At 72.4% G+C, this 14,246-nt stretch carries 14 protein-coding genes and 1 pseudogene; 7 read left to right on the top strand and 8 right to left on the bottom strand.

Going from position 1 to position 14,246, the window contains the following annotated elements:
• The first annotated feature begins 15 nt into the window (after positions 1-15).
• The 5 genes and pseudogenes from EIM48_RS05045 to EIM48_RS05025 all read left to right on the top strand — a co-directional run.
• On the top strand, positions 16-900 hold the full coding sequence (locus EIM48_RS05045) for a LysR substrate-binding domain-containing protein (RefSeq protein ID WP_028914267.1): 885 nt from the start codon (positions 16-18) through the stop codon (positions 898-900).
• Between the two features lie 22 nt (positions 901-922).
• A complete protein-coding gene (gene aceK, locus EIM48_RS05040) occupies positions 923-2,632 on the top strand; it encodes a bifunctional isocitrate dehydrogenase kinase/phosphatase (protein WP_028914268.1) in 1,710 nt (569 codons plus the stop codon).
• A gap of 183 nt (positions 2,633-2,815) precedes the next feature.
• Positions 2,816-3,667: a class I SAM-dependent methyltransferase gene (locus EIM48_RS05035; protein WP_199728387.1), complete on the top strand. Its 852-nt coding sequence runs from the start codon at positions 2,816-2,818 to the stop codon at positions 3,665-3,667.
• 84 nt (positions 3,668-3,751) lie between these two features.
• Complete coding sequence (locus EIM48_RS05030) at positions 3,752-4,138, top strand: putative quinol monooxygenase (RefSeq protein WP_019397362.1); 387 nt, start codon at positions 3,752-3,754, stop codon at positions 4,136-4,138.
• A gap of 17 nt (positions 4,139-4,155) precedes the next feature.
• Positions 4,156-4,644 (top strand): annotated as a pseudogene (locus tag EIM48_RS05025) (pseudouridine synthase); the annotation flags it as partial.
• 168 nt (positions 4,645-4,812) lie between these two features.
• On the opposite strand, the gene EIM48_RS05020 reads toward EIM48_RS05025, so the two are convergent.
• The 3 genes from EIM48_RS05020 to hrpB form a co-directional block, all read right to left on the bottom strand.
• A complete protein-coding gene (locus EIM48_RS05020; RefSeq protein ID WP_019397364.1) occupies positions 4,813-5,202 on the bottom strand; it encodes a hypothetical protein in 390 nt (129 codons plus the stop codon).
• A gap of 116 nt (positions 5,203-5,318) precedes the next feature.
• Positions 5,319-5,573, bottom strand: coding sequence for a hypothetical protein (locus EIM48_RS05015; protein ID WP_125111181.1), 255 nt, complete (start codon positions 5,571-5,573; stop codon positions 5,319-5,321).
• A gap of 105 nt (positions 5,574-5,678) precedes the next feature.
• Positions 5,679-8,174 (bottom strand): ATP-dependent helicase HrpB, encoded by a 2,496-nt coding sequence (gene hrpB, locus EIM48_RS05010; RefSeq protein ID WP_125111180.1) that lies wholly within the window; start codon positions 8,172-8,174, stop codon positions 5,679-5,681.
• 140 nt (positions 8,175-8,314) lie between these two features.
• Between hrpB and EIM48_RS05005 the strand changes: the two genes are divergently transcribed.
• Positions 8,315-9,121: a TatD family hydrolase gene (locus EIM48_RS05005; RefSeq protein WP_125111179.1), complete on the top strand. Its 807-nt coding sequence runs from the start codon at positions 8,315-8,317 to the stop codon at positions 9,119-9,121.
• Between the two features lie 39 nt (positions 9,122-9,160).
• On the opposite strand, the gene EIM48_RS05000 is transcribed toward EIM48_RS05005, so the two are convergent.
• The 5 genes from EIM48_RS05000 to EIM48_RS04980 all read right to left on the bottom strand — a co-directional run bounded on the left by EIM48_RS05000 (position 9,161) and on the right by EIM48_RS04980 (position 13,372).
• On the bottom strand, positions 9,161-9,595 hold the full coding sequence (locus EIM48_RS05000) for a hypothetical protein (RefSeq protein WP_125076422.1): 435 nt from the start codon (positions 9,593-9,595) through the stop codon (positions 9,161-9,163).
• Positions 9,596-9,698: 103 nt separating this feature from the next.
• A complete protein-coding gene (locus EIM48_RS04995; RefSeq protein WP_125111178.1) occupies positions 9,699-10,412 on the bottom strand; it encodes a hypothetical protein in 714 nt (237 codons plus the stop codon).
• Positions 10,413-10,684: 272 nt separating this feature from the next.
• Positions 10,685-11,620 (bottom strand): 2-dehydropantoate 2-reductase, encoded by a 936-nt coding sequence (gene panE, locus EIM48_RS04990; RefSeq protein WP_125111177.1) that lies wholly within the window; start codon positions 11,618-11,620, stop codon positions 10,685-10,687.
• A gap of 4 nt (positions 11,621-11,624) precedes the next feature.
• Complete coding sequence (locus tag EIM48_RS04985; protein ID WP_125076419.1) at positions 11,625-12,425, bottom strand: ABC transporter permease; 801 nt, start codon at positions 12,423-12,425, stop codon at positions 11,625-11,627.
• A complete protein-coding gene (locus EIM48_RS04980) occupies positions 12,422-13,372 on the bottom strand; it encodes an ABC transporter ATP-binding protein (protein WP_019397371.1) in 951 nt (316 codons plus the stop codon). Before EIM48_RS04980 ends, EIM48_RS04985 begins: the two co-directional genes overlap by 4 nt.
• A gap of 98 nt (positions 13,373-13,470) precedes the next feature.
• Here EIM48_RS04980 and EIM48_RS04975 point away from each other — a divergent pair, with 98 nt between their 5' ends.
• Positions 13,471-14,232: a ferredoxin--NADP reductase gene (locus EIM48_RS04975; RefSeq protein WP_125111176.1), complete on the top strand. Its 762-nt coding sequence runs from the start codon at positions 13,471-13,473 to the stop codon at positions 14,230-14,232.
• The last annotated feature ends 14 nt before the right edge of the window (positions 14,233-14,246 follow it).

Genomic DNA, 14,246 nt, shown 5'->3' with positions numbered 1-14,246 from the left:
TGAGGGAGGCTCAAGATGGGCCGGATTCCGCTGGACCAGGTGGAGGCCTTCGTCGCCGCCGCGCGGCTGGGCAACCTGACCCGCGCCGCCGAGCGCATGCACCTGACGGTGAGCGCGCTGAGCCACCGCATGCGCCAGCTGGAGGAACGCCTCGGCCAGCAGCTGCTGGCACGCGGCCCGCGCGGGGTGGAACTGACCCCTGAGGGACGGCGCCTGTACGAGGCGGTGGGCGGGCCGCTGGACGCGATCGCGCAGGCGCTGCAGCGCGCCAGCGCGCGCCGCCGCGGGCGCAGCATGACCATCAGCCTGATCCCCTCGATGGCCACCGCCTGGCTGGTGCCGCGCCTGCCCTCGTTCCTAGCCGCGCATCCGGACCTGGCACTGAGCCTGCAGTCCAGCACCCACGTGGTGGACTTCGAACGCGAGCCGGTGGACCTGGCCCTGCGCCTGGGCGGCGGCAACTGGCCGGGCGTGCGCGCCGAGCTGCTGTTCGACGAGTGGCTGGTGCCGGTGGCCAGCCCCGGCCTGCTGAAGCGGCACGCGAAGGTGCCGGCGGCGCAGCGGCTGGCGCGGCTGCCGCTGCTGGGCGATCCCTCCGGGCGCTGGGAGGACTGGTTCGCCGCCACCGGCGGCAGCGCGCCGGAGCGCTATACCGCGCATTTCGACGACACCGAGACCCTGCACCAGGCCGCCGCGGAGGGACTGGGCGTGGCGCTGGCGCGGCTGACCCTGGCCGAGCCGCTGCTGCGCGCCGGGCGCCTGGTCACCCTAGGCCGCAGGCGCCTGCCCGCCGGTTTCGGCCACTACCTGGTGTATCCGGAGCGCAGCCTGGCGCATCCGGCCTTCCCCACCGTGCGCGCCTGGCTGCTGCAGCAGGCCGCGGCTCCGTCCGCCCCGTGAACCGCCCCGCTACCATCCCGCCATGATCCAGGCCGAAGCCATTGCCCAGGTCGCACGCGACGCGTTCGACGACTACCACGCGCGGTTCGCCGCGATCAGCCGCCGCGCCAGGCGGCGCTTCGAGCAGCGCGACTGGGCCGGCGCCCGCGCCGACGCCGCCGAGCGCCTGGACCTGTACGACCTGTGCATCGACGAATGCCGCCGGCGCCTGGCCGCGCTGCTGGGCCTGCACGCGCACGACCGCACGCTGTGGGCGCGGGTGCGCGACCACTACGCCGCCTCGATCGAGGGCGCGATCGACACCGAGCTGTACAAGACCTTCTTCAACACCCTCGCCCGGCGCTTCTTCCGCACCCGCGGCCTGGACGCGGACATCGAGTTCGTGGCGCTGGACATCGAGCCCACCGACGCCATCACCCGCCCGGTGGCGCGGCACAGCTACGCGGTCTCGACCAGCCGCCCGGTGGACGCGTTCGTGCGCATGCTCGGCGACTACCGCTTCGACGTGCCCTATGCGCACCTGGCGCGCTGCGCGGCGGCGATCGCGGTGCGCCTGCAGGACGACCTGGCGCACTGGGGCGAGCATCCGGTGCGCTCGATCGAGTTGCTGGACACGGTGTTTTACCGCGAGCGCCGCGCCTACCTGGTGGGGCGGGTGTTCGGCGAGCACCGCTTCTCGCCCTGCGTGGTGGCCCTGGTCAACGGTGATTCCGGCATCCGCGCCGAGGCGGTGTTGACCCGCCGCGGCGACGTGGCCCAGTTGTTCGGCGTCTCGCGCAGCTACTTCCAGGCCGACCTGCCCACCGTGGGCGACGCGGTGGTGTTCCTGCGCACCCTGCTGCCGCACAAGCCGGTGGACGAGCTGTACACCGTGCTGGGCCGCGCCAAGCAGGGCAAGACCGAGCGCTACCGCAGCTTCTTCCGCTACTTCCACGCCCACCCGGCCGAACGCCTGGTGCCGGCGGAGGGCACCCCGGGCATGGTCATGGCGGTGTTCACCCTGCCCGGGCAGCCGCTGGTCTTCAAGGTGATCCGCGACCGCTTCGCCTGGCCCAAGCGGACCACGCCGGAGGAAGTGCAGGCGCAGTACGAGCGCGTGTTCCGCTTGGACCGGGTGGGCCGCCTGCTCGACGCGCAGCCGTTCCGGTACCTGCGCTTCCCCGCCGCGCGCTTCGACCCGGCCTTGCTGCGCGAGCTGCGCGAAAGCTGCGCCGCCAGCGTGGTCGAGGACGGCGACGACGTGGTGCTGAAGCTGTGCTACGTGCAGCGCCGCCTGCGCCCGCTGGACCTGTACCTGCGCGAGCAGGGCGCCGAGGCGCGGCGCGAGGCGGTGCTGGACTACGGCCAGGCGATCGTCGACCTGGCGCGCAACGACATCTTTCCCGGCGACATGCTGCTGAAGAACTTCGGCGTCTCCCGCCACCGTCGCGTCGTGTTCTACGACTACGACGAGATCCGCTCGGTCTCCGAGCTGGAGTTCCGCGACTGGCCGCAGGCGACGACCTACGAGGAACAGGTCGCGGCCGAGCCCTGGTTCCACGTCGGCCCGCAGGACGTGTTTCCCGAACGCTTCGGCCAGTTCATGGGCCTGCCCGCGCCGCTGCTGGCCGCGCTGAAATCCGCCCACCCCGGCCTGTTCCAGCCGCAGTGGTGGCGCGACCTGCAGGCGCAGCTGCGGGACGGCCAGTGGCCGGATACACCGCCGTACCCTGATTCGTTGCGCCTCGCGTAACGAATCAGGGTACGGCGCGGGATTCGGGATTCGGGATTGGGGATTCGTAAGAGCGCCTCCGGCATGCCGCACGGCGAACGGGGGGCCGCTCCTGCTCTTTCGGGTCACGAATCCGCAATCCCGAATCACGGCCCCAATGCTAGTCTCGCCCCGTCCCCAAGCAGGAGCACGACGCTGATGAGCATGTCCCGTTCCCGTGCCTGTGCCCTGGCCATCGCGTTCGCCCTCGGCCTGCCGGCCGCGCAGGCGGGCGCGCAGGCCGCCGCTGCCGCCGAGCCGGCGCCTGATGCGGCGCTGCAGGCGGCCATCGGCGGCAGCTGGCGCGATCCGGCCAACGTCGCCCGCGACCGCTACCGCAACCCCGGGCAGACCCTGGCGTTCTTCGGTATCCGCCCGGACATGACCGTGGTCGAGATCACCCCCGGTGGCGGCTGGTACACCGAGATCCTGGCGCCCTACCTGCGCGACCACGGCCGCTACGTGGCGGCGGTGGTCGATCCGCAGGCGGTGGACGCCGGCCCCGGCCGCGACTACCAGCAGCGCCAGCGCGCGGGCCTGGAGAAGAAGCTGGCCTCGGCGCCGCAATACGGCAAGGCCGAGGTGGTGGCCTACGATCCCAAGGCCCCGGTGTTCGGCCCGGCCGGTTCGGCCGACCTGGTGCTGACCTTCCGCAACGTGCACAACTGGCGCATGGCCGGCCAGGCCGAAGGCATGTTCAAGGGCTTCTTCGACGTGCTCAAGCCCGGCGGCGTGCTGGGCGTGGTCGAGCACCGCGCCGCGGCCGACGTACCGGCCGACGACGGCAGCGGCTACGTCGGCCAGGCCCAGGTCATCGCCCTGGCCGAGGCCGCCGGCTTCGTGCTGGACGGCAGCAGCGAGGTCAATGCCAATCCCCGCGACACCAAGGACCACCCCAACGGCGTATGGACCCTGCCGCCGACCAACCGCCACGACGAGGCCGACCGCGGCAAGTACCAGGCGATCGGCGAAAGCGACCGCATGACCCTGCGCTTCGTCAAGCCGCCCCGGGAATGAAATGAAGGGTGGGGGCGGGGGGCCGTGGCCCACGGCCCGCCCTCGCAACGCCACCAGGTTCTTCATCCCCCGGGGCGCGCTGCCATGCACCGCCGCACCTTCCTCACCACGCTGGCGGCCGGACTGGCCGCCATGCCCCTGGCGCCGGCGCTGGCCGCCGGAGGAGACGCATCCATGCACGGACTGATCGGAAAACTGCGGGCCCAGCCCGGCCAGCGCGAGGCGCTGGCGGCGATCCTGCTGGAGTCCACCACCTCCATGCCCGGCTGCCTGGCCTACGTAGTGGCCGAGGACACCGAGGACGCGGACGCGCTGTGGATCACCGAGGTCTGGGACAATGCGCAAAGCCACCAGGCCTCGCTGCAGCTGCCGGCCGTGCGCGACGCCATCGCCCGCGCGCGGCCGCTGATTGCCGGCTTCGACTCGCACTGGATCACCCGGCCGCTCGGTGGCGTCGGCCTGGCCGACTGAGGTTCCGCCGCACCCCGATGCTGATCGCCTTCAACAAGCCCTACGGGGTGCTCTGCCAGTTCACCGACCGCAGCCAGCCGCCGCGCCCGACCCTGGCCGGCTTCGGCCTGCCGAAGGACGTGTACCCCGCCGGCCGCCTGGACCACGACAGCGAGGGCCTGCTGCTGCTGACCGACGACGGCGCGCTGGCGCACCGCCTGACCGATCCGCGGCACAAGCAGCCCAAGACCTACTGGGTGCAGGTGGAAGGCGACCCGCGCGAGGAACAGCTGCAGGCGTTGCGCGCAGGCGTGGTGCTCAACGACGGCCCCACGCGCCCGGCGAAGGTGCGGCGCCTGGACCCGCCGCCGGCGCTGTGGCCCCGCGATCCGCCGGTGCGCTACCGCAAGACCGTGCCCGATGCCTGGCTGGAGCTGGTGATCACCGAGGGCCGCAACCGCCAAGTGCGGCGCATGACCGCCGCGGTCGGCCTGCCTACCCTGCGCCTGGTGCGCGTGGCGATCGGCCCGCACCGCTTGCACGGCGCCGACGGCACGCCGCTGCCACCTGGGCAATGGAGCGAAGTGGTGCGTTGAGGCGCCAGGCAACGGCGCGGCGAGCCGGGAGCCGTGGATCCGCGGTTCCCGCGAACTCCCGCACGAATCACGAATCCCGGATCACCAATCCCAAGCCAGTCACTCCGCACTGGTGATGTTGTGGGTACGGCGCGCGCTGGCGCGGGCGCGGGCATTGCCGTTGTCGCGCACCTGGTAGGCCTCGCCCTCCAGCGGGGCGCTTGCGCGCTGCTGGCGGCGCTTGCGGTACATCACGTAGGCCAGCACGCCGGCACCGACCACGGCGGCAGCGGCGGCCACGGCCACGGGATTGCGGCGGACCACGGTGGCGGCGGCACGGGTGCCGGCGCGTGCGGCGCCCAGGGCGGCACCGGCCTTGAGCCATTGCTCGGCGCCGACGCCGGCGTGGCGCAGGCCCGAACCCGCCTGGCGGCCCGCGCTGCGCAGGCCGGCGCCGGCCTGCTCGGCCAGTTCCAGCGCCCGGTCGGTGATGATGGTGAGCTTGCTCATGGCGATCCCTTCTTTCAGGAATGGGGAGACGGGGCCCAGTGTGGGCGGGCACCCGTGCAAGATACGTCAGGGCCCGCGGCCGGGCCGCGCAGGTTCCGGCCGCAACCGCTGCATGTTCATGCGACGGACAGCCGCCCGGCCCAGGCGGCCTGCGGCGCGCCGCCGCGGTTGCGGCTGGCCCGCCAGGCCAGCGACACCAGCAGGCAGTGATGGCGATGCGACCCACTCGTACACCGTGGCCTGCTGCACCGCGCCCGGTTCCAGCGTGCGTGGCCGTCGAAGCCGGACATCATGCGGAAGGCAAGCTTGCCGCCCCGGTGGCTGCCGATCGACAGCCCGCCGCTGCGCGGCACGGCCAGCGCCAGGGCCAAGGCCAGGGCCAGGCAAGCACCGGAGAGGCCAGCAGTAACTGGCCATGCGCCGTGCTCGCCCGGCAGCCATGCCGCGCACCGTCGTGGCTGCCGGCGACGTAGGCCTTACGTCCCCCGCGGTTTGGCCCGGTGGGTGGCAGTCGCCGACCACGGATCATCCGGCCACGGATGCTTGGGATACCGCCCCTTCATCTCCTTGCGCACTTCCGGATAGGTGTTGTCCCAGAAGCTGCGCAGGTCGCCGGTGACCTGCAGCGGCTTGCCGCCGGGAGAGAGCAGGTGCAGCAGCAGCGGCACGCGGCCGTCGGCGATGCGCGGGGTGTCGGCCAGGCCGAACAGCTCCTGCAGCTTGACCGCCAGCACCGGCGGGCGCGGCGTGCCATCTGGCTCCAGCGCGTATTCGATCGGCCGGTCCATGCCCGAGGGCACGGTAATGCGTACCGGGGCCAGGCGGTCCACCTGCTGGCGCAGGTTCCAGTCCAGCGGCGACTTGAGCGCCTCGCCCAGTTCCTGCTCGGACAGCGCGTCCAGCCGGGTCTTGCCGGCGAAGGCCGGGCGCAGCCAGGCGTCGACGCTGGCCAGCAGGGCCTCGTCGGTGAGGTCGGGCAGCCCCAGCTCCGGCATCCAGCCGCGCAGGCAGGCCACGCGCGCCTGCCACTGGCGCAGGCCTTCGGTCCACGGCAAGGCCTCCAGGCCCAGTTCGCGCACGGCGTTGGTCAGCGCCTGCGCGGCCTGTTCCGGATCCACCCGGCCGGCGGGGCGGCTGTCGAGCACGATGCGGTCGAAGCGCGATTCGCGGCGGGCGACCAGGGCGCGGCGCTCGGCATCCCAGACCGCGCCTTCCTCCTCGACGAAGCGGTCGGAAAAGTCGGCGCGCAGGCGGGCCTCGTCCACCGGCACGGCGCGCAGCAGCAGAGCGTCGCCGCGCGGCTCGAAGCGCAGCTCGGTGGCCACCAGCCAGGGCTCGCCGCGCAGGGCGCTGTCCTCGAACAGGCGGGCCATGCGGCCGTTGGCCAGCTGGTAGCGCAGCGGATCGGCCGGATGCCGGGCGGCAATGCGGTCGGGGAAGGCATGGCCCAGCAGGTCGCCCAGCTCGTGGGCCTCGATCTCCGCCGGCGGCGTGGACTCGCAGCGCAGGCGCCGGCGCCACTGCCGGGCGGCGGCATCGATCGCCGCCAGCGCGGAACGGCTGGCATCGGCCGGCATGCGTCCACCGCGGAACGCGGCCAGCGCGCGCCAGCGTTCGGCCAGGGCGTCGCTGCGGCTGCGCAGAGGGTCGCGCGCCTCCAGCAGGGCGGCCAGGTCCGCGGCCAGGGCCTGTTCGCGCGCGCCGCGCGCGGCCAGGAGCATCGCCGCCAGTCGTGGATGGGTGCCCAGTTCCAGCATCTTCCGGCCGGCCGCGGTAATGGATCCGCCCTCCAGCGCGCCGAGCCGCTGCAGCAGCTCGCGCGCCGAGGCCAGTGCACCGGGCGGCGGCGGATCGACGAAGCGCAGCTCGTCGCTGCCCCAGGCGGCCAGTTCCAGCGCCAGCCCGGCCAGTTCGACCTGGGCCATCTCCGGCCGCCGCTGCGCCTCCAGCCGCTGCGACTGCGGCCACAGCCGCCAGGCCACGCCGGGGGCGACGCGCCCGGCACGGCCGGCGCGCTGGTCGGCCGATGCCTGGGAGATCGGGACCGCCTCCAGCCGCGAGAAGCCGCTGACCGGATCGAAGCGCGGTTCGCGCGCCAGGCCGGAGTCGATCACCACCCGCACCCCGGGCAGGGTCACCGAGGACTCGGCCACGTTGGTCGCCAGCACCACCCGGCGACGGCCGTCGGGCGCCGGCTGCAGCACGCGCGACTGCTGCTCCACCGGCAGTTCGCCATGCAGGGCCTGTACTTCCACGTCGGCCGGCAGGGAGGCGGCATCCAGTGCCGTGCCGACCCGCGCGATCTCGCGCTGCCCGGGCAGGAACACCAGCACGTCGCCCGGATGCTGGGCCAGGGCCTGCTCGACCGCGCGCCGCGCCTGCGCCTCCAGCGACTCGTCGCGGCGCGCGGGGAAGTGGCTGACCTCAACCGGAAAGGAACGGCCCTCGCTGGACAGGCGCGGCGCATCGAGGAAGCGCGCCAGGCGCTCGCCGTCCAGGGTCGCGGACATCACCACGATGCGCAGGTCCTCGCGCAGCTGCGCCTGCACGTCCAGGGCCAGGGCCAGGCCCAGGTCGGCCGACAGGTGGCGCTCGTGGAACTCGTCGAACAGCAGGGCGCCGATGCCTTCCAGCAGCGGGTCGTCCTGGATCATGCGGGTGAGGATGCCTTCGGTGACGACCTCGATCCGGGTACGCGCGGACACCTTGTTCTCGAAGCGGATGCGGTAGCCGACCGTGCCGCCCACCTCCTCGCCCAGCTGCCGGGCCATGAACCCGGCGGCGCTGCGCGCGGCCACCCGGCGCGGCTCCAGCATCACGATCTTCCGCCCCTCCAGCCAGGGCGCAGCAAGCAGGGCCAGCGGCACCTGGGTGGTCTTGCCGGCGCCGGGCGGTGCCTCGAGGACCAGGCGTGGCTGCGCGGCAAGGCTGTCCCGGATCGCGGGCAGCAGCGGGGTGATGGGGAATTCCATGGGCCGGCGTTCGAAGCCGCGCCATGCGACGCGGCCGTGCTGGGTCTCGTTGGGAACCGGGGCGCATTATCGGCGATGCACGGGCCCGGCCGTGGTGCCCGGCTAGAATGCGGGCCCACCGCGAATCGCAAGACCGCTCCATGCACCTGATCGACATCGGCGCCAACCTGACCCACGAAAGCTTCGAGCGCGACCTGGACGCGGTGCTGCAGCGCGCGCGCGAGGCCGGGGTGGTGCAGATGGTGGTGACCGGCGCCAGCCGCGAGCACAACCCGCTGGCGCTGGAACTGGCGCGGCGCCATCCGGGCGTGCTCTACGCCACCGCCGGGGTGCATCCGCACCACGCCACCGAGTACACCGCCGAATGCGACGCCGAGCTGCGCGCGCTGCATGCGCACGCGGAGGTGGTGGCGGTCGGCGAGTGCGGGCTGGACTACTTCCGCGACTTCTCCCCGCGGCCGGCGCAGCGCAAGGCGTTCGAACAGCAGCTGCAGATCGCCGCCGACCTGGCCGCGGCCGGCAATCCCAAGCCGCTGTTCCTGCACCAGCGCGACGCCCACGCGGACTTCATGGCGGTGATGAAGCCGTTCGACGGCCGCCACGGCCCGGCGGTGGTGCACTGCTTCACCGGCACGCGCGAGGAGCTGTTCGACTACCTGGACCAGGACTGGTACATCGGCATCACCGGCTGGTTGTGCGACGAGCGCCGCGGCCAGCACCTGCGCGAGCTGGTGAAGAACATCCCGGCCAACCGCCTGATGGTGGAGACCGACGCGCCCTACCTGCTGCCGCGCACGCTCAGGCCCATGCCGAAGGACCGCCGCAACGAGCCGTCCTTCCTCCCGCACATCGTCGAGGAACTGGCGCGCGACCGCGGCGAGGATCCGGCGACCACCGCCGCCAGCAGCACCGCGGCGGCGCGCGCTTTCTTCCGCCTGCCCGGCTGAGCGCGGCCGCCCGGGCGGCCGCGCCCGCAATCTTGCGGGTCAGCCCTGCGGCGCCGCCCCGTGCATCGCCCTGATCGTGTCGCAGGTCTGCTTCAACTCCTCGGGCGAGGCATTGGCGAAGGCCTCGCGTGCCTCGTCGATGCCGGCGTCGAAGATCGCATCGAACTGCGCGGCGCCCATGTGGCCCCGCTCGACGGTGAGCTGTTTCTGCTGCTCGCGCATCCGTGCACGCTCGGCATCGTCGTACTGGAGGCCGCAGAACTCCGGCGCCACGTACAAGGCGGCGCCCGCGCGCACCATGTTGCGGTGCTGCTCAGCCCCGGGGTCGTCCAGCGACGCTGCCCCGTCGCCGGCCGCTGGTTGGGCGGCATCGGCGGAGCCCGGGTCGGGCGCGGGCTGTTCACGGTTGCAGGCGCCGGCGGCCAGCAGGATGGCCAGCGCAAGCGCGCCGGATTTCAGCTCGAGGTTCTTCATGCAGCCTCCCAGGGCTTGGTGGTGAAGGCGGGCCGGATCGGCGGACCCGGCGGATGGAACGGGCCGGGGGCGGGCAGGCGACAGGTGCACGATCCGGCCGGCCTCACTGGCCGTCGGCCCCGGACGGATCGGCGGGCAACAGGCCGCGGCCAAGGCTGAAGGACTGCAGTTCCAGGTTGCAGCCGCTGCCATCCAGCGACTTCGACTGCAGGGGGATGGCGCCGAGGTAATGGTCCAGCGGCATTCCGTTGCAGCCGCGCAGGTCCAGCGGAAGCAGCCCGATACCCCAGCCGGTACCACCGCTCCACATGCATACCTCCTGGCGGTCGGACTGCCAGCGCACGCAGTCCTGGCCGCCAACCTGGCCGCTTCCGTCCCTGCGCCAGCCGATCGAGGTGGCCAGGGCCTCGTCCGCGGCCAGCTGCTCTCCATCCAGCGGCAGGAAGCGCCGGTCATCCGGGTGCGCTTCGTACTCCAGCAGCTCCTCGCGCAGGCGCGGGTGGCACACCGCCTCGTGGTCCGGAAGCGCTTCGTCCATACCCAGGGTCCACATGGTCTGGCGCACGCGCTGGCGCCGCGCGTCGACCATGATCTCCACCCGGCCGGTACCGAGCCGGGCGCGTTCCTCCGCCGCGAGCGGCCGTGCCGGCCAGCCGGCCTCCGCGCACGCGGCCATGCGCCCGTCGTAATCGTGCTGTTGCGGGTTGCGGCCGGCCACCAGGTGTTCCCAGGCCAGCACGACGTGCAGCGCCGGCAGCCTGGCGCGCGCATCGACGGCAGGGTCCATGGCGGCGCTGGCCTGCGAAGCGGTGTCCACGCCTGGATCGCCACCGGCGGTTCCCCCGCAGCCGGCCACGCATGCGGACAGCAGGATGACGCCACAGCACGCGGCGCCGGGGTTCAAGTCGTCGCTCCAGGCGTCGGCGGTGGGGACATCGTTCCTCCATCGGGCCGCAGGAAGGGGACACCGATAGCAGGAAGGCCGTTAACGTTCCGCAAGCAGCGCCGCGCGGCGTGACGCCCGTCGCGGATACGCACGCGGCCGTGGGTGCATCGGCACACGGCGCAACGCCGCGCGCCGACGCAGGCTCAGCCGCCGCGCAGGCGCTGGTAGGCCTGCAGGTTTACCCACGCGGCCTGCAGCAGCGGCGCCTGCAGGCCATGTGTCCGGGCGCGCCGCCACATGTCGCCGACGATATGCGCGGCTTCCACCTGGCGTCCGCCTTCCAGGTCGCGCAGCATCGAGGCCTTCACGTCCGAGCCTTCCTGCACGAGGCTGGCGCGGGCAATCCCGCGCGCCTTTTCCGGCACCGGCTGGCCTTCGGCGGCGGCCACGGCAAGGCATTCGTCGTGCAGCGCGGCCATGAGCTCGGCGCCGCCTTCCCCGGCGACGATGTCGCCCACGCTGGCGCGCACCAGGCAGGTGCCGGCGGCCAGCGCGGCGAGGAAGCTGAACTTGATCCACTGTTCCTGGCCGATGTCGGCGCTGGCGCGGTGGTCGATGCCGGCCTGCGCGCACAGCGCGGCAAAGGCCTCGACGCGCGCGCTGCTGCCGCCATCGCGCTCGCCGAAGGTGATCGAGGCCGGTCGGCCCAGGTGCAGGATCGAACCGTCCTCGCCCAGGGTCGCGCTGATGAAGCACAGGCCGCCGAGCACGTTGTCGCGGCCGAAGCGCGCGTCCAGCACGGGGTAGTGCTGCAGGCCGTTGAGGATCGGCATCAGCGTCGTGCCCGCCGCCATCGCCGGGGCCACCGCCTCGATCGCGCTGTCCAGGTCGTAGGCCTTGCACGACAGCAGCACCAGGTCGAACGGCTGGCGCGCGACCGCGGCCGGCAGCTCCTCCACGGTAAGCGTGGCCACCTGCAGGTCGGCATCGCCCAGCGGGCTGCGGATGCGCAGGCCGCGTTCGCGCAGCAGCGCGGCGCGGGCAGGGCGCACCAGGAAGGTGACGTCTCCGCCGCCCTGGGCCAGGCGTCCGCCGAAGTAACCGCCGGTGCCGCCGGCGCCGAGCACGAGCACGCGCATGGCCTCAGCTCCTCAGGCCCACGCCCCGGCGCAGCAGCACCAGCGAGATCGCCGACAGTACCGCGACGAACGCGAGCATCAGCGCATAGGCCACCCACAGCGGCACGTCGGTGCTGCCGAGCAGGCCGTAGCGGAATGCGTTGACCATGTAGAAGATCGGGTTGGCGTGGGTGGCCGCCTCGGCCCAGGGCGGCAGCAGCTTGACCGAATAGAACACGCCGCCCAGGTAGGTCAGCGGGGTGAGGATGAAGGTCGGGACGATGGCGATGTCGTCGAACTTGCGCGCGTAGACCGCGTTGACGAAGCCGGCCAGGGAGAAGATGGTCGCGCCCAGCAGCACCGTGCTCAGGGTGACCAGCGGATGCGGGATGCGCACCTTGGTGAAGCACATGGCGATCAGCAGCACGATCGCGCCGACCATCAGGCCGCGCAGCACCGCGCCGGCCACGTAGCCGCCGAGGATCACCCAGTTGGGCATCGGGCTGACCAGCAGCTCCTCGACGTGGCGGCCGAACTTGGCGCCGAAGAACGAGGAGGAGATGTTGCCGTAGCTGTTCTGGATCACGCTCATCATCACCAGGCCGGGGACGATGAACTCCATGTAGCTGTAGCCGCCCATGTCGCCGATCCGCGAGCCGATCAGGCCGCCGAAGATCAGGAAGTACAGGGTCATGGTGATCGCCGGCGGCACCAGGGTCTGGCCCCAGATGCGCAGGATGCGGTTGACCTCGCGGCGGACGATGGTGCCCAGCGCCACCCAGTTGGCGGCGCGCGGCGACCTGGATGCCAGCGGCGTGCTGCTCATGCGGCCTCCTTCTGGCCGGTGAGCCGCACGAACAGCTCCTCCAGGCGGTTGCTCTTGGTGCGCATCGAGCGGATGCGGATGCCGGCCGCGTCGAACGCGGCGAACACGCGGTTGAGGTCCATGGCGCGGGGCATGTCCAGGTCCAGGGTGTGGGCGTCCAGCGCCACGAGGGTGGTGCCCTCGATCTCCGGCAGCCGGGCCGGCAGCTCGCCGTCGATGTCGAACAGGAAGCCTTCCACGTCCAGCTTGGCCAGCAGCGCGCGCATCGGCCCCTGCTCGACGATGGTGCCGCGGTCGATGATGGCGAGGTTGCGGCACAGGCTCTCCGCTTCCTCCAGGTAGTGCGTGGTGAGGATGATGGTGGTGCCGGCGGCGTTGATCTCGCGCAGCACGCGCCACATGTCGCGGCGGATCTCGATGTCCACGCCGGCGGTGGGCTCGTCCAGGATCAGCAGCCGCGGCCGGGTCATCATCGCCCGCGCGATCATCAGCCGGCGTTTCATGCCGCCGGACAGGGTGCGGCTCATCACCCGCGCCTTGTCCCACAGGTGGGCGCGGCGCAGCTCCTGCTCGGCCAGCGGGCCGGCCTCCTCGCGCGGGATGCCGTAGAACCCGGCGTAGTTGACCAGGATGTCGTACGGCTGCTCGAACAGGTTGAAGTTGATTTCCTGCGGCACCAGGCCGACCAGGCGCATGGCCTCGCTGCGGCGCGAGACCAGGTCGGTGCCGAACACCTCGACGCTGCCGCTGGTCGGGTTGACCAGCGAGCTGACGATGCCGATCAGGGTCGACTTGCCGGCGCCGTTGGGGCCGAGCAGGGCGAAGAAGTCGCCCGGCGCCACGTCCAGGGAGACGCCCTTGAGCGCCTCCACGCCGTTGCCGTAGGTCTTGCGCAGTTCGCGTACGCGCAGCGCCGGAGCCGCTGCCTCGGGAGAGTGTGGGGTCATGAGGCCTTTCGCGCCTGGAAGGCGCTTGCACGGAGCTGCGGCTATTATAGGTCGCAGCCGGGAAGCCGCCCGGCACACACTGTCCCGAAACGAATACCGTGCCCGTCCAGTTCCCGCTCCGCCTCGTCGAGCGCCGCATGCTCGCGCCCACCATCGGCCACTACGTGCTGGCGCGCGACGATGGCCAACCGCTGGACTTCGTGCCCGGCCAGTTCATCCAGATCCACTTCGATTACGCCGATGGCACGCCGGCGCGGCGCAGCTACTCCCTGGCCACCATCCACGACCACGCGATGGGCCCGGGCGAGGCGGTGGAGATCGCGGTCAGCCACGTCCCCGGCGGCGCGGCCACCGCGCTGTTCGAGGCCCTGGAGATCGGCGGGCGGGTGAACGCCAGCGGGCCCTACGGTCGCTTCTGCCTGATGCCCGGCGACCGCAACGCGCGCTACCTGCTGATCGGCACCGGCACCGGCGTGACCCCGTACCGTTCGATGCTGCCGGTGCTGGCCGGGCTGATCGCCGAGCGCGGCATCGAGGTGGTGCTGCTGGCCGGCGCGCGCACGCCCGGCGAGCTGCTGTACGCCGACGACTTCCGCGCGTTCGCCGACGCGCACCCGCAGTTCCGCTACGTGCCCTGCCTGTCGCGCGAGCTGCCCGGGACGGGTTCCCCGCATGCGCATGCGGACGTGCGCCACGGCTACGTGCAGCAGCAGCTGCCGGAGTTCGTCCCGGATCCGGCGCGCGACATCGCCTACCTGTGCGGCAACCCGGTGATGGTGGACGCGACCTTCGAGGCGCTGAAGGGCATGGGGTTCGGGGCGGCGCAGATCCGCCGGGAGAAGTACGTCAGCAACAAGTGATGCCGCGGGTGCCC

The sequence above is a fragment of the Pseudoxanthomonas sp. SGNA-20 genome, from assembly GCF_003931635.1.
GTDB lineage: Bacteria > Pseudomonadota > Gammaproteobacteria > Xanthomonadales > Xanthomonadaceae > Pseudoxanthomonas.
Note: the sequence above shows the minus strand (reverse complement) of the source record. Positions and strands in the feature narration are given on the sequence as shown.

Excerpts from the sequence above, each read along its gene's own strand:
- EIM48_RS05035 (WP_199728387.1), top strand. The coding sequence starts at position 2,816 with ATGTCCCGTTCCCGTGCCTGTGCCCTGGCCATCGCGTTCGCCCTCGGC.
- panE (WP_125111177.1), bottom strand. The coding sequence starts at position 11,620 with ATGCGCGTGCTCGTGCTCGGCGCCGGCGGCACCGGCGGTTACTTCGGC.
- aceK (WP_028914268.1), top strand. The coding sequence starts at position 923 with ATGATCCAGGCCGAAGCCATTGCCCAGGTCGCACGCGACGCGTTCGAC.
- EIM48_RS05045 (WP_028914267.1), top strand. The coding sequence starts at position 16 with ATGGGCCGGATTCCGCTGGACCAGGTGGAGGCCTTCGTCGCCGCCGCG.
- EIM48_RS05000 (WP_125076422.1), bottom strand. The coding sequence starts at position 9,595 with ATGAAGAACCTCGAGCTGAAATCCGGCGCGCTTGCGCTGGCCATCCTG.
- EIM48_RS04985 (WP_125076419.1), bottom strand. The coding sequence starts at position 12,425 with ATGAGCAGCACGCCGCTGGCATCCAGGTCGCCGCGCGCCGCCAACTGG.
- EIM48_RS05005 (WP_125111179.1), top strand. The coding sequence starts at position 8,315 with ATGCACCTGATCGACATCGGCGCCAACCTGACCCACGAAAGCTTCGAG.
- EIM48_RS04980 (WP_019397371.1), bottom strand. The coding sequence starts at position 13,372 with ATGACCCCACACTCTCCCGAGGCAGCGGCTCCGGCGCTGCGCGTACGC.
- EIM48_RS05030 (WP_019397362.1), top strand. The coding sequence starts at position 3,752 with ATGCACCGCCGCACCTTCCTCACCACGCTGGCGGCCGGACTGGCCGCC.
- EIM48_RS05020 (WP_019397364.1), bottom strand. The coding sequence starts at position 5,202 with ATGAGCAAGCTCACCATCATCACCGACCGGGCGCTGGAACTGGCCGAG.
- hrpB (WP_125111180.1), bottom strand. The coding sequence starts at position 8,174 with ATGGAATTCCCCATCACCCCGCTGCTGCCCGCGATCCGGGACAGCCTT.